Genomic DNA, 14,430 nt, shown 5'->3' on the forward strand with positions numbered 1-14,430 from the left:
GGGCGTTGGGTTTGTGGCGGCTTAAATCGCGTCGGTATCGGTTTCGCCGGTACGGATGCGAATCGCCTGTTCCAGATTCACCACAAAGATCTTGCCGTCACCGATCTTGCCGGTGTTGGCGGCCTTGGTTATCGCCTCGATAACCCGGTCCAGATCCTTGTCATCAATGGCGACATCGATCTTCACCTTGGGCAGAAAATCGACCACGTACTCCGCGCCGCGATACAGCTCGGTGTGACCCTTCTGCCGACCGAAGCCTTTGACTTCAGTAACGGTAATGCCCTGCACGCCGATCTCGGACAGCGACTCGCGTACGTCGTCCAGTTTGAACGGCTTGATGATGGCAGTGACTAGCTTCATGAAAACTCTCTCCCGAATTGGTGGACTTGCCCCAGGAAAACAAACCCGACTCAAGTCTAAGCGCAGTGCCTGGCTTTGTAACGCATCGTCGGCCTTGGATGCCCGTCCGACCCCAGCTAACCACCCCGTACGAAACACTTCCCCCGTTTCGCCTGGCGCACTGCATTCGTCACAGCGACTGCATCAGTGCATGGGTTAACAGTCACTAAGCAGAAACCTTGCCATCTCGCCAAAACCTACTGAATTCAATCCCTTGGCCAATACTGCAAGCCACCGCCCTTAATTACTCCGGAACTAACGCACAACAACAGTGCGTCACCGTCCGTCCGCATGCGCGAAAAGCGTGCGCTGGTTGCCAGTCGAAATTGACTATAGACACTGCGTGATACACTGCCCGCCATTGTTTCCAGGACACTCATCATGCTCGCGCCCAAAGACTTCCTCGACGCCCTGACGGGCACCGCCTCCCGCCTCTTCAGCGGCGAAACCCCGCTGCCGAAAAGCGAAATCGAAAGCCAGTTCAAGGCGTTGTTGCAGAGCGGTTTCAGCAAGCTCGACCTGGTCAGCCGGGAAGAATTTGATAGTCAGATGGTTGTACTCGCACGCACCCGGGCACGGCTGGAAAGTCTTGAGGCGAAAGTGGCGGAGCTTGAAGCGAAGCTGAATCCGCCGGCTGAGTAACGCCCCAAGCCCCCCTGTGCAATGCGATCCCCTGTGGGAGCGGGCTTGAACTGGCCTAATAATTTCGGACACCTCTTAAGGGCGATATGATTTCGCCAACTTGGAGGCTCCATGAACGAAAGAAAGGTCTATACGCGCGAGTTCAAGCTTCATGCTGCCAGCATGGTGCTTGATGATAACTGCCCGGTTTCAGATGTTTGTGCATCGCTGGATATCGGGCCCACCGCTTTACGGCGCTGGGTCGATCAGGTTCGTAAGGAACGTGAAGGGCAGCCAGTCAAAGGCACCAAGGCAATCACCGAAGATCAGCGCCAGATCCAGGAACTAAAAGCCAAGATCAAGCGCATGGAGATGGAAGCCGATATCCTAAAAAAGGCTACCGCTCTCTTGATGTCGGATCCCGATCGTTTTCGATGATCGCACCGTCCGAAAGCTCGCCCCCGACCAGCGTCAAACCGCACGAATGCTCATCCACGGCGTCATCGAAAACACCCTGCTGATCAGCGAATCCGGCGTCTACGCATTACTGAGCTACCCTACTGCCCCGAATACCGCGGTCTGCGCGAATGGCTGACTCACGAAGTAGTTCCAACCCTAAGAGACGCCCAACAACCCACCTCAACCGAACGCCCGATCCTGAGCCTGCTGAACTGGCCGCAGATGTCATTGAGTTTGCTGCACTGGAATAACCAGCCGTGGATTCGGTTGCAGGATGTGCCACACGTACTACCGGACCAAGAACGATCACACCGCGCAGTGAACGAACCATGGTGGAAGCGTGCTTCGCGAGTACTCCAATCGTTTTGAGCTTCCGAAGCTCAACCACGGCCAATTTCGGCGATCCGCACATCGTGGGTCGATTGCAGATTCAGCCAGAATTCGATTGTGGTGTTCAGGTGAATGGAAAGCTTCTTGGCTAGTTCAGGGCCGACACGGATGTTCTGCGCCATCAACTCACGCAATTCAAACGGGGACATCCGCACCCGGCCCTGAAGATCAGCCACCGAAATACCCCACGGCTCAAGAAACTCCTTCTCAAGGATTTCGCCGGGATGAATCGGCCGCATTCCATTTGTGTTCATTTCCCCTCCTGAGGGTTTGATCTGCTGTGATCATAAGCAGCTCCCTCGAGCGCACAAGAGCGCCCGTGCGCTTTGGCCGACGTCCCTCATGTATCTCGGCACAGTCCCACAAAACCAACGTCCATGCAGCGGATTGCACCCAGTACCAACCCCGACGCAACCTTTGTAGCAGCTGGCGCAGCCTGCGTTCGGCTGCGCAGCAGTCGTAATCAAAGTACACGGTGTGTCAGGTAACCTTTGCCTGTCGAATTTACGACTGCTGCGCAGCCGAACGCAGGCTGCGCCAGCTGCTACAGATCATGCGAACCTGCAATATCTTGCGAAGATTTCCCACCTCTCCAGCCAGACTCCACGACTACCCTTCAAAAACCCGCAGGAAGCGGCCCCCGTACCACTCAAGGAACGACCATGTCCCTCTCCATCGTCCACAGCCGCGCCCAAATCGGCGTGGATGCGCCTGCCGTTACCGTTGAAGTCCACCTGGCCAACGGTTTGCCATCCCTGACCATGGTCGGTTTGCCGGAGGCGGCGGTGAAGGAAAGCAAGGACCGCGTACGCAGCGCGATCATCAATTCCGGACTGCAATTCCCGGCGCGGCGCATCACGTTGAATCTCGCCCCGGCGGATTTGCCCAAGGACGGTGGCCGGTTTGATCTGGCGATTGCCTTGGGGATTCTGTCCGCCAGTGTGCAGGTGCCGACGTTGACGCTGGATGATGTGGAATGCCTGGGAGAGCTCGCGCTCTCGGGCGCTGTACGAGCCGTGCGTGGGGTATTGCCGGCGGCATTGGCGGCGCGTAAGGCCGGGCGGTCGCTAATGGTGCCGCGGGCAAATGCCGAAGAGGCATGCCTTGCCTCAGGGCTTAAGGTGATCGCGGTGGATCATTTGCTGGAAGCGGTCGCGCATTTTAATGGGCACACACCGGTCGAGCCTTACGTTTCCAATGGTTTGCTCTACGCCAGCAAACCCTATCCCGACCTCAATGAAGTGCAGGGGCAACTCTCGGCCAAACGCGCCTTGCTGATTGCCGCGGCAGGGGCACATAACCTGTTGTTCAGCGGGCCGCCGGGGACTGGGAAAACGTTGTTGGCCAGCCGTCTTCCGGGATTGTTACCGCCACTGGTTGAAAATGAGGCACTGGAGGTCGCGGCAATCCAGTCAGTTTCCAGTTGCGTGCCCTTGAGCCATTGGCCACAACGACCGTTCCGCCAACCTCATCACTCAGCCTCCGGACCGGCATTGGTTGGCGGCGGTTCGAAACCGCAACCTGGCGAAATCACCCTCGCCCACCACGGCGTACTGTTCCTCGACGAACTCCCGGAATTCGATCGCAAGGTATTGGAGGTGTTAAGGGAGCCGCTGGAATCCGGCCATATCGTGATTTCCCGGGCCAAGGACCGTGTGAGATTCCCCGCCCGCTTTCAATTGGTCGCGGCGATGAATCCTTGCCCCTGTGGATATCTTGGCGAACCGAGCGGCAAATGCAGTTGTACGCCGGACATGGTCCAGCGCTACCGCAACAAACTGTCAGGCCCATTGCTGGACCGAATCGACCTGCATCTGACTGTTGCCCGGGAAGCCACGGCGCTCAATCCGGCGCTTAAACCCGGTGACGACACCGCCACCGCAGCGGTACTAGTGGCTGACGCACGAGAACGGCAACACAAGCGCCAGGGCTGCGCCAATGCGTTCCTCGATCTGCCGGGTTTGCGCAAACATTGCACGTTATCCACAGCCGACGAAAACTGGCTGGAATCCGCTTGTGAAAGATTGACGCTGTCGCTGAGAGCCGCACATCGGCTGCTTAAAGTAGCCCGAACGCTGGCGGATCTTGAGCAAACCGATGAGATAAAGCGCGAGCACCTGGCCGAGGCATTGCAGTACCGGCCGAGTGCAAATTGAGGGATTTCATAAAGTCCAAAATGACCTCATGCAACCTATGCACACTTACGCTAGTCTCATACGGTTTTGGACCTCCGCTAATTGACGGCGACATCATTATGACATTAAGGTCGCCAGCTAATTGCAGGAGCAAGAACAGACACCTTTGTCTGTCATTATTTGCGCAACGATACATATGGAGTTTGAATGCGCGGGGCACTATTACGCAGCGGTAAGAGCGGGTCATTCACTGCCCTGGGCGAAACAGGTCAACCGGTCTACCGGGCGGCCCTGCAATTGCGCGAAGCCATTCGTCGCAAGAATCCCGAAATGGTCGATCATCTGGCCATCCCTCAAAGCGATGAACTCGGCAACCAGATCGACTGGTACAGCGGCCTCGAGGGCGATGTCATCCCGTGGAGCAGCGCGACCGAAGAAGAACGCGTCCCTGCCCGCCTCCAACTTGAATCCTTGAAGACAGCGCTCGACGAATTGAGCCAGCGCTACCTGGGCACTGATCCGGCCGAACAGCAGCAGGGCGACAAAGCCGTGTTCGGCAAGTTGCTCAAGCGCGTCATTCATTTCCCTGACGAAAACTTCGTCTACCTGGTGCAAGGCAAACCGGTACTGACCTTTTGGGGTTTCGAGCACGCGGGCACCGACCGCAATCGCGATCCCCTGCACTGCCTGACTCAGGCTGCGCCCGTGTTCACCCTGCCACCCGTGGTCGAAGCAGCGCCCGTTGTCGCGCCGATCGTGCCAGTGGTGGCTCGCCCGTGGTGGCGACGCTGGTGGTGGCTGTTGCTGCTGCCTTTCTTGCTGCTGTTGTTGTGGCTACTCTTGGGTTTACGCGGTTGCGTGCCGATTCCACGGGTGGCGGTTGATCTGCTTCCAGAGGGCGTCGTGCCCGTTGAAAGACAACTGGAAGAGCCACCATTGACCGGCAATGCCACGACATTGAATGGCGTCCCCGTGACAGGCACTGTCACAGGGACCACCACCGGCACCGCCGTGACGGGGACTCATGGTGTCGAAGCGCCAGCCGTCGAGGGTAACGAGGCTGATGCCGCGAGCGCCGACTTGGGCAAAAATCCAGGCATAGATCCAGGCAAAGATCAGGGTAAAGACCCGGCCAAAGACCCGGCAGCCGAATCGCCGGCCACGGCACCTGAAAACAAAACCGCTCCGCCTGCTGTCTCACCATCCGAGGCAGAAAAATCCGCCGCCGCAAAACCTGGCCCTCCCCTGAGCATTCCGCCAGACGCCGCTGACGGTGCCGCCAAGTTCCTCGACGGTCAGTTCCGCGCCGGTGCTGGCATTCAGGATCGTCGCACCGGCAAACCGCTGCGCCTGGAGTACCAACTCAAGGACGGCAAGGGCGAAGTCACCGTGCACCAGGCCGACGGCACCAAATGCAGCGGGCCGGTGAGCGCTACCATGAAGGGTGGCAGCCTGGCCATCGACAGCCAGGGTCAGGCCGTATGTGCCGATGGCAGCACTTACGACATGCCCAAGGTCAACTGCCGCAAAGGGGCGACCACAGTCGCAGACTGCACCGGCGGTTACGGCAAAGAACAATTCCCCATGTCCATGCGGCACGTGGCCGAATAAAAACGGAATAACCAGACATGTTGCCTGAAGTCACCCAATTCGAAGACACCGTCACGCTGGTCAGCGACACCGGCATCCAGTTCATGGATTTCGCGCTGCGCCTGGATCCTCGCAAGGAACCGGCGGGCGAGTTCGCACCAATGATCAGCGGGCTGATCTGCCGTCTGGCGTACAACGAAGAGAAAGACTTCTTTTTCTACGAACCCGAACCGGAAAAGGTCGAAAAGGCCAAGCCCGTGTTCAGTGTCGACATGAAAAGCAGCCTCGAATTGCTCGACGGTGTCTGGCTGCCGACCCCGTTTTTCCGCTTCATGCCCCCGCATCGCTTCGACGAAGGCCCGACCAACTGGTCGCGCATGCGCCTGGTGAAACTGGCCACGCCAGACATCGACGGCAACACCCACCGCCTGACGATGGCCTTCGACAGCCGCGTGATGCCCAAGCGTGACGGCACCGCCTACCTGGCGCCGAACGAAGAAGACATCAGCTCCGGCGTGTCTTTCAAACTGGCGACCAAGGCCAGCGAAACCCGCTGGTTCCTGGCCCAGCCGTGGGTCAATGAATGGCTGCTGGAAGTGTTCAACGAGGGCAATACCCACCGTTCGCGCGAAGAGCTGGACATCGATATCCGCGCCAACTATCACCTGGCGCATTACCTGAATTTGCTCAGCCTGTTGAGTAAGCCGTCTGCCGCACAGCAGTCGACGGCTCGCCCGAAAGTCGAGATCCCCGAGCTGAAAGTCGTCGCCAACGACAGCAACGGCCTGGTCAAACCGATTCCGGTGGACCTGGTGCTGGACGTCGGCAACTCGCGTACCTGCGGCATCCTGATCGAGAACCATGGTCAGGCCGGCTCCGGGCTCAAGCAGAACTACGTGCTGGAACTGCGCGACCTGATCACCCCCGAGCACACCTACAACCTGCCGTTCGAAAGTCGCGTGGAATTTGCCCAGGCGTATTTCGGCAAGGACCACTGCTCGGTCAAGAGCGGCCGTCATGATGCCTTCCAGTGGGCGACGATTGCCCGTGTCGGCAACGAGGCCAGCCGTCTGGCCAGCCGTCGTCGCGGCACCGAAGGCTCCACGGGCCTGTCCAGCCCGAAACGTTATCTGTGGGACGAAAACGCCTACGGCCACGGCTGGCGGTTCAACTGCTCGTACATCAAGACCGATAACGAGCCCTACGCTACCGCCGCGCCGTTCTCACACCTGATCAATGAAACCGGTGAAGCCCTTTACAGCCTCGAAGAAGACGATCGCCTGCCGGTGTTCATGCCGCGTTATTCGCGCAGCTCGCTGATGACCTTCATGCTCGCCGAAGTGCTGGCCCAGGCGCTGTCGCAAATCAACAGCCCGGCCCAGCGCTCGCGCCAGGGGCACACCCGCGTACCGCGCCAGCTCAACAGCATCACCCTGACCGTGCCGCCGGGCATGCCACAAGCCGAGCGCAGCATCCTCAACGAACGCATGCTGCAAGCCATAGGCCTGGTCTGGAAGAGCCTCGGCTGGCACGCCGGCGAGGAAGACCCGCATCAGGATCAGGCCCTGAGCCCGCGCACGCCGATCCCGAGCATCCGCGTGGAATGGGACGAAGCTTCCTGCGGCCAGTTGGTGTACCTGTACACCGAGGTCAACGAGAACTTCGCCGGTCACCCGGAAGAGTTTTTCGACACCATCGCCCGGCCCGACAAGACCGACCGCGAGCGTATTACCTTGGCGACCATCGACATCGGCGGCGGCACCACGGACCTGGTCATCACCGACTATCGCCTCGACCGCGCCGGCAACACCGGCAGCGGCAGTAACGTGCACATCGTGCCCGAGCAGCGTTTCCGCGACGGATTCAAAGTGGCCGGCGACGACATCCTGCTGGACGTGATTCAGGACTTCATCCTGCCGAGCTTCGAGAAAGCGTTGCAGAACGCCGGCGTAAAAGCCCCGGATTCGTTGATGTCACGGCTGTGCGGCGATGAGTCGGTCAGCGCCCAGGACATGATCCTGCGCCAGCAGTTGAACCTGCAGGTGTTCGCACCGCTGGGCCTGGCGCTGCTCAAGGCTTACGAGCATTACGATCCGCAGGTCCCGCAGGAAGTCACCCCGCAAAGCTACCGCCAATTGCTGGGCGACAACGCGATCAGCAAGACCGTGCTCGACTACGTCAATGCCGCCGTACGCCGCGATGTCGGCAGTCAGAGCGGTTTCGACGTGTATGAGGCACCCATCAGTTTCGACCTGCAAAAGCTCCATGCCGCATTTCTCAACGACCAGATCAACATCACCAAAATTCTTGGTGCGCTGTGTGAAGTGGTCGCGCATTACCCGTGCGACGTGCTGCTGCTGACTGGCCGTCCTTCGCGCCTGCCCGGCATCCAGGCGTTCATTCGCAAGGTGTTGCCGCTGCCGCCAGGGCGCATTCTGGCGCTGCAAAACTACCGCACGGGCGGCTGGTATCCGTTCCATAAAAATGGCCGGATCGACGACCCGAAAAGCACCGCCTCGGTGGGCGCCATGCTTTGCCTGCTGTGTGCCAACCACAGCGTGCCGAATTTCTACTTCCGTGCTTCGGCACTCAAGCCGTATTCGACGGTCAAGCACATCGGCGTCATCGACCTGAACAACGTGATCAAGGATGCCGACGTGCTGTATCGCGACATCCAGTCCGAAGACTACAAGATCAAGCTGCCGGTGATCGGCGTGGGCGATACCGCCGACACGCCGCAACTGGAAATGCGAGGCGACCTGCGCCTCGGTTTCCGCCAGTTGGCTGCCGATCGCTGGGCCGCGTCGCCGCTGTACAGCTTGCGCTTCACCAAAGTCGGTCGGGAGAAGTTTTCCCGTGCCATCGGTGATAACGGCAGCGCGCCGCTGCTCAAGGTGCGATTCGAGGTCAAGCCGGCGGACAAATACACGCGCAAGCAGGATCTGGTCAGCGATCTCCTCTCGGTTCGCGACATCGAATCCAACTGCAATAATGTCAACTTCAACCCGCGCAGCGACCTCGTGCTGGAGCTCAACACCATGCTCGACGCCGGCCTGAACGATTCCAAGTACTGGCTCGACAGTGGAAGTGTGAAACGCAAATGAACGACCTGACCCCCGAACAACATCAGCTCTCAAACAGTTGGGCCGCTGTTTATGAAGGTGCCGGTCAGGCGCTGGATTGGATTGGCCAGACGCGCGCCAATGCGCCACGCCTGGACAGCGAAGCCGACAACCTGAACATCCGCCTGCACCGTGCCCGCAACCTGGCTCACAGCCTGGGTCGCGTGGCCTGCACGCCGATGACCATTGGCTTTTTCGGTTTGTCGCAGGCCGGCAAGTCCTACCTGATTTCGGCTCTCGCTGCTGGTCAGAACGGCAAACTGGAGACCGACTTCGGTGGCCAGCGCCTGGACTTCATCAAGCACATCAACCCGGTGGGTGGCGGCAAGGAAGCCACCGGCCTGGTGACGCGCTTCAGCCGCCGCGCCACGCCGAGCCAGGATAATGATTTCCCGGTCGAACTCACGCTGTTCAAGGAAATCGAGCTGGCGAAGATTCTCGCCAACTCCTGGTTCAAGGATTTCGACCTTGAACGCATTTCCTACGAGATCGACGAAGAACGCATCCAGCGCGTGCTCAAACCGTTCGAAGGTCGCGAAACCGGGCCGATGCAAACGGGCGTCAACGCCGACGATCTGGTGTCGCTGTGGGATTACCTGCGCGACAACTTCCGCAACTCAGTGAAGAAGCTGGAGCACCTGTACTGGCCCAAGGCGTTGCAACTGGCGCCGCGCCTGAATTTCCAGGAACGGGCCGAGCTGTTTTCGATCCTATGGGGCGAGCAAAGCGAACTGACGCGCGTTTATCAGCAACTGGCCGGCGCGCTGCACAAGCTGGGTTTGCCCGAAACCGTGTTCGCGCCCCTGAAGGCCTTGGTGAGTTTCGAAAACGACACCTACAGCCAGCGCGACAGCATCATGAACGTCGACATCCTCGAACGCTTCGGTAGCCCGCTGGATTTGCCGATCGATATTCGACCATGGGTGGGTGGCCGTCTGCAAAACAGTCAGGGCATCCCGGTCGCGCAACTGGCGGCACTGACCGCTGAAATGACCTTCCGCCTGATCGAAGCGCCGGTCGACGAAATCGTCAATCAGGTCGACCTGCTGGATTTCCCCGGTTATCGCGGGCGCAAAAAGCTGCACGAAATCGCCGATTCCAACGATCCCGAATCCGCCACCAAGGACAACTCCGTCTCGCAACTGATTCTGCGGGGCAAGGTCGCCTACCTGTTCGAACGTTACACCGACAACCAGGAAATGAACGCGCTGGTGGTTTGCACCGGTTCGACCAAACAAAGCGACGTCAACGACGTTGGCCCGGTGCTGACACGCTGGATCGAAAAGACCCAGGGCGCCGACTCGGCCGCTCGCGCGAAACGCGATACTGGTCTGATCTGGGCGCTGACTATGCTCGACCTGCGCATCAGCAACTCCCTGAGTCTGACACCTGATCAGTACGACGAGAGCTGGAACGGCATGGTCAAGCTGACCATGCTGGAGCGCTTCGGCAGCCTGAGCTGGATGAACGACTGGGCCGGGACACCGTTCCAGAACACCTTCCTGGTGCGCAAGCCGCGCATGGACGCGGCGTTCATCGGGCAAGACGCGAACGGTGCCGAAACCGGCCTCAATGGCGGCTATGAAGATCGCGTCAAAGCGCTGGGCGAAAGCTTCGCCAGCAACGACCTGGTGTGCAAACACATCAAGAACCCGGCCAACGCCTGGGCCGAAATGCTGCGCAACGATGACGGTGGCATCAGCCACTTCAGCGGCAGTTTCACTGGCGTTGCCAACCTCGAATTCAAATTGCAGCGCATCCGCGAGCAATTGAGCGAATGCCTCGAAGGCCTGACTACGCATGGCCTGAGCACCTGGTATTACGCCGACGGTGACGGCGCCGCAGCGGCGAAAAAAGCGCAAGCGCAGATGATACTCACGGGCCTTGGCCGTCGTCCGGCGGTACTCGGCGAGCTCATCGATCAACTCGACATGCCGAGCGAAGAGGTGCGCGACCTGTACCTCAGCGGCGTGTACGAAACCGATGACGAGCCTACCGTGACCGACGAACCGGTCGCGCCGACACCGAGCCAGAGCCTGTACGGCAACGACGCCGGTTTTGATTTCGATTTCGGCGACGACCTGAGTCACGACAGCACACCGGTCAGCAGCAAAGCCAATACCCCGGCGCCAGAGCTCCAAAGCAACGAGCACCGCTTCGCCAAAGCCGCGTTCAAGGCCTGGATCGCGCACCTGCGTGAACTGACCACCCGGCAAAGCCTGCTCAACCTCCTCGGGCTGGAAAAGGCGTTGCTCGAAGCGGTGGTCGACGAACTGATCACCGCCGCTTACCGCCAGGACTTGCCGGGGCAACTGAGCCGTGCGGTCCTCAAGCGTGCACAAAGTGGCGCGCGCCGCGATCAACTGGTCGAGCGTCAGGTACTGGAAGTGCAACGTGTGCTGCGCGATTTCGTCTCCTGGTTCGGCTACATCCAGAAACCGGTAAGCGAGCGTCCGAACAGCCGGGCCGGTGCCAAGTTGCCTTTGTTCTCGTTCTATACCGACATCAATCCGGGACAAGTGCCGGTGCTGCCGCCGCAACCGGCGAACCAGGCGCAGCGGTATCTCGGCGACTGGCTCTCGGGCCTTGCCTACATCACCCAGGACAATGCCGGCCATGGCGCCGGGCGCGAAATCACCCCTGAACAGAACGAACGGCTGGGCAAAGTGCTCACAGCCTTCGCAGCGAGATAAGCAATGCCAATTCGTGTCGACCTGCTCGCCTTAGAGCCCAATGTGCCTGGCCAGGCCCGCCTCACCGTAAAGAAATGGCAGGGTGGCGAGGAACAGCTGGAGTTTTCCATTCAGCGTAACCAGGACGGTTTTTACCTTCAGGGCCAGAAGGCCTGGAGCAACAATCCGTTCTGGTTCAAAGTCTCGCGCTTCACCGCCAACGGCGAATTCCTGGTAACTCAGGTTGGCCCGGACGTGGTTGACCCATTACTGGAAGGCAGCGGCAACTCGCAATTTCGCATCGAACTTCGCGAACAGAGCCTGGGCCATGCCGACGCAGGCGTGATACTTCCGGCCAACAACCTGCTGGCTTCCACGGCTGGCGGCCAGACGCGCTCGACGTACGGCGGCGCCGAACTGACGACACCGGTAGCACCGGCACCGGAGATCCCTGACCTGCCGGAACTGGTCCTGCCGCCCGCCGAGGCAGAAGTGGAACCGGAACCGGAGCCGGTATTCGCCGACCCCGTCGAGACACCGCCGCCACCGGCGAAGAAAAGCAACAAAGGCCTGATCGGCCTGTTGATGGTCGTGGTGTTGCTGTTGGCAGCAGGCGCTGGATTCTGGTTCTACAAACGCACTCCCGCACCCGCTCCGGTGGCCGCAGCCCCTACTGCCGCGCCGGCCGGCGCCGACGCCCAGGCCTGCACCCTCGAGAGCATGAACAGCCTGCCCGAATTGACCTTCGTCCAGACCTGCATCAAGGCTGCGCCCGACAGCGCCAAGTTGCTGGAGATCATCAACCAAGCCAAGGCCGGCAAGCACTGTGGCGTCGCGCAGCGTCTGTACGCCAACCGTGCCCAGGCCGGTGACGCGTTGATCGCCAACGCCTATGCCCGCGAATACGACCCGAAATACCTGAAGGCTAGCGAGTGCTTCCCTACCGCAGACAACGCCACCGCCGCCTACTGGTACGAAACCATCCTCACGCAGGACCCGAACAACGCCGAAGCCAAGCAGCGCTTCGAGGAGTTGCAGAAGTGATCCGTTCACCCGTGAGTCGATTCCTGCTGAGCAGTGCCGCCTTGTTGGCACTGTGCATCAGCCCGCTGTCCCAGGCCGATGACAAACCGCTGATCCAGGCCGGTAAAAAGACCCTGTTCCAACGCGTACTGACCACGCCGGGCTGCAAGATCAGCCCGACGGCGGGCGGCGCGGCAGTCGACGAGCAACCGGTATTCAGCCGCTTTTATGTGTACGAGCGCGCGCAAGCGAACAACGCCGAATGGCTGAAAGTCGGCCCCGACAGTTACGGCAAAACCATTGGCTGGCTACCTGCCGGCTGCACCACCGATTGGAAAATGCAGCTGACGCTGGCGTTCACCAACCCGGCTAACCGCGACCGGCTGCTGTTTTTCAAGGACCGCGCCACTGTCGAAGGCATCCTGGATGCGCCAGACCCGGTCAGCAAAGTCGCGCCGCTGCGGGCCACGCTGAAAAAAGGCCAGCAAGCACCCGGCGTGCTGGCCGAAGAACCTGAATACTTCGTCGACCTGCAAAAGCAGTTTTACCTGCTGCCGGTGCTCAGTGGCGAAGAAGTCATGACCGAAAGCGGTTTCCGCACGCGCCTGCTCAACGTCGCGTCGGTCAGCAAACCGGATGACAAGACGGCCAAGGGCGGTGCGGCAAACAGCGCTGCCGGCGGCAAGGAAGCCGAAGACAAAACGGCCAGCCAGTTGAAGGAATTCAGTGCGGCGGTGGTGTTTGTCATCGACTCGACGATCTCGATGGACCCGTACATCGACCGCACCCGCGAGGCGATCCGCAAGGTTTATCAGAAGATCGAAGCGCAGAACCTCGGCAAGCAGGTCAAGTTCGGCATGGTGGCTTTCCGTTCCAACACCCAAGCGGTGCCGGGGCTGGAATACACCACCAAAATGTACGCCGACCCTACCAAGGTGAAAGACAGCGCCGACTTTTTCGCCAAGATCGCCGACCTCAAACAGGCCAACGTATCGAGCAGCAGCTTCGATGAAGACTCATTTGCCGGCGTCATGGAGAGCATCGACAAGGTCGACTGGAGCCAGTTCGGCGCGCGCTACGTGGTGTTGATCACCGATGCGGGCGCCATCGAGGGCGACGACAAACTGTCGAAGACCGGGTTGAGCGCAGCGCAGGTGCGTATCGAGGCCGCCAATCCGGGTGTAGCTATCTATACGCTGCACTTGAAAACCCCGGCCGGGGCCAAGGACCACGCCAAGGCCGAAGCGCAGTACCGGGACCTGTCGACTTACCCTGGCACCAACACCTCGCTGTACTACCCGGTAAATGCCGGCGATGTGCAGGAGTTCGGTCGCAAGGTCGACGCACTGGCCGCCGCGATCACGACGCAGGTGAAAGCCGCCTACATGGGCGAAGACGCCATCGGCAGCGCGGCGAACGCCAAACAGGACCCGGCCGAGAAGAAAATGCTCGAAGACGCGGCGCTGATCGGCCATGCCATGCAACTGGCCTATCTCGGCGAGAAGACCAACAGCAAGGCTCCGCCGGTGTTCAAGGCGTGGATCACCGACCGCGACCTGATCAAGCAGAACATCCCGACCACCGATGTGCGGGTGCTGCTGACCAAGTCTCAGCTCAGCGACTTGAGCGACGTGATGAAGCAGATCCTCGATGCGGCCAACGAAGGCCTGATTTCGCCGACGGAAATGTTCGAGCGCCTGCGCTCGGTGGCGGCGACCATGGGCGCCGATCCCAATCAGCTCAAGCAGAACAGCAAAGCCAAACTGGCGGACATGGGTGTGCTCGGCGAGTACCTCGAAGACCTGCCCTATCAGAGTGAAGTGTTGAACCTGGATGAAGAAACCTGGAAGAGCTGGGACGGTCTGGCCCAGGAGAAATTCATCCGCACGCTCAATACCAAACTGCGGCATTACCAGCGTTACAACGCGGATGTTGACCGCTGGGTAGCTCTAGCCAAGGACAGCGACGCGCGGGACAACGTGTACCCGGTGCCACTGGAAATGATGCCTTAACGAGACA

Annotated in this window: 10 protein-coding genes and 1 pseudogene; 9 read left to right on the forward strand and 2 right to left on the reverse strand. The window is 60.0% G+C overall.

Annotated elements, in window-relative coordinates:
• Window positions 1–21: 21 nt before the first annotated feature.
• Window positions 22–360, reverse strand: coding sequence for a P-II family nitrogen regulator (glnK, locus tag LOY55_RS29615; RefSeq protein WP_002555808.1), 339 nt, complete (start codon window positions 358–360; stop codon window positions 22–24).
• Window positions 361–780: 420 nt separating this feature from the next.
• Here glnK and LOY55_RS29620 point away from each other — a divergent pair, with 420 nt between their 5' ends.
• The 3 genes and pseudogenes from LOY55_RS29620 to LOY55_RS29630 form a co-directional block, all read left to right on the forward strand.
• Window positions 781–1,041 carry an accessory factor UbiK family protein gene (locus tag LOY55_RS29620; RefSeq protein ID WP_046032213.1) on the forward strand — a complete coding sequence of 87 codons (261 nt, stop codon included), beginning with the start codon at window positions 781–783 and terminating at the stop codon, window positions 1,039–1,041.
• Window positions 1,042–1,152: 111 nt separating this feature from the next.
• Window positions 1,153–1,458 (forward strand): IS3 family transposase, encoded by a 306-nt coding sequence (locus LOY55_RS29625; protein ID WP_046033372.1) that lies wholly within the window; start codon window positions 1,153–1,155, stop codon window positions 1,456–1,458.
• Window positions 1,457–1,848, forward strand: a pseudogene (locus LOY55_RS29630) (phage antirepressor protein); the annotation flags it as partial. The gene LOY55_RS29625 and the pseudogene LOY55_RS29630, both read left to right, overlap by 2 nt.
• 11 nt (window positions 1,849–1,859) lie before the next feature.
• Here the strand turns inward: LOY55_RS29630 and LOY55_RS29635 are convergent.
• Complete coding sequence (locus LOY55_RS29635; protein ID WP_046030625.1) at window positions 1,860–2,123, reverse strand: HigA family addiction module antitoxin; 264 nt, start codon at window positions 2,121–2,123, stop codon at window positions 1,860–1,862.
• Between the two features lie 408 nt (window positions 2,124–2,531).
• Here LOY55_RS29635 and LOY55_RS29640 point away from each other — a divergent pair, with 408 nt between their 5' ends.
• From LOY55_RS29640 to LOY55_RS29665, 6 genes are all read left to right on the forward strand, one after another.
• The gene (locus LOY55_RS29640; protein ID WP_258667241.1) at window positions 2,532–4,025 is read left to right on the forward strand and encodes a YifB family Mg chelatase-like AAA ATPase; all 1,494 of its coding nucleotides are present in this window, start codon (window positions 2,532–2,534) and stop codon (window positions 4,023–4,025) included.
• Between the two features lie 186 nt (window positions 4,026–4,211).
• Window positions 4,212–5,615, forward strand: coding sequence for an SrfA family protein (locus tag LOY55_RS29645; RefSeq protein WP_258667243.1), 1,404 nt, complete (start codon window positions 4,212–4,214; stop codon window positions 5,613–5,615).
• A gap of 17 nt (window positions 5,616–5,632) precedes the next feature.
• Complete coding sequence (locus LOY55_RS29650; protein ID WP_258667259.1) at window positions 5,633–8,698, forward strand: virulence factor SrfB; 3,066 nt, start codon at window positions 5,633–5,635, stop codon at window positions 8,696–8,698.
• Complete coding sequence (locus tag LOY55_RS29655) at window positions 8,695–11,409, forward strand: putative virulence factor (protein ID WP_258667261.1); 2,715 nt, start codon at window positions 8,695–8,697, stop codon at window positions 11,407–11,409. The genes LOY55_RS29650 and LOY55_RS29655 overlap by 4 nt, the downstream gene beginning before the upstream one ends.
• 3 nt (window positions 11,410–11,412) lie before the next feature.
• Window positions 11,413–12,432 (forward strand): hypothetical protein, encoded by a 1,020-nt coding sequence (locus LOY55_RS29660; protein WP_258667263.1) that lies wholly within the window; start codon window positions 11,413–11,415, stop codon window positions 12,430–12,432.
• A complete protein-coding gene (locus LOY55_RS29665) occupies window positions 12,429–14,423 on the forward strand; it encodes a vWA domain-containing protein (protein WP_258667264.1) in 1,995 nt (664 codons plus the stop codon). Before LOY55_RS29660 ends, LOY55_RS29665 begins: the two co-directional genes overlap by 4 nt.
• Window positions 14,424–14,430 lie beyond the last annotated feature (7 nt).

The organism is Pseudomonas sp. B21-040 (assembly GCF_024748695.1).
GTDB lineage: Bacteria > Pseudomonadota > Gammaproteobacteria > Pseudomonadales > Pseudomonadaceae > Aquipseudomonas.

Excerpts from the sequence above, each read along its gene's own strand:
- glnK (WP_002555808.1), bottom strand. The coding sequence starts at position 360 with ATGAAGCTAGTCACTGCCATCATCAAGCCGTTCAAACTGGACGACGTA.
- LOY55_RS29620 (WP_046032213.1), top strand. The coding sequence starts at position 781 with ATGCTCGCGCCCAAAGACTTCCTCGACGCCCTGACGGGCACCGCCTCC.
- LOY55_RS29625 (WP_046033372.1), top strand. The coding sequence starts at position 1,153 with ATGAACGAAAGAAAGGTCTATACGCGCGAGTTCAAGCTTCATGCTGCC.
- LOY55_RS29635 (WP_046030625.1), bottom strand. The coding sequence starts at position 2,123 with ATGAACACAAATGGAATGCGGCCGATTCATCCCGGCGAAATCCTTGAG.
- LOY55_RS29640 (WP_258667241.1), top strand. The coding sequence starts at position 2,532 with ATGTCCCTCTCCATCGTCCACAGCCGCGCCCAAATCGGCGTGGATGCG.
- LOY55_RS29645 (WP_258667243.1), top strand. The coding sequence starts at position 4,212 with ATGCGCGGGGCACTATTACGCAGCGGTAAGAGCGGGTCATTCACTGCC.
- LOY55_RS29650 (WP_258667259.1), top strand. The coding sequence starts at position 5,633 with ATGTTGCCTGAAGTCACCCAATTCGAAGACACCGTCACGCTGGTCAGC.
- LOY55_RS29655 (WP_258667261.1), top strand. The coding sequence starts at position 8,695 with ATGAACGACCTGACCCCCGAACAACATCAGCTCTCAAACAGTTGGGCC.
- LOY55_RS29660 (WP_258667263.1), top strand. The coding sequence starts at position 11,413 with ATGCCAATTCGTGTCGACCTGCTCGCCTTAGAGCCCAATGTGCCTGGC.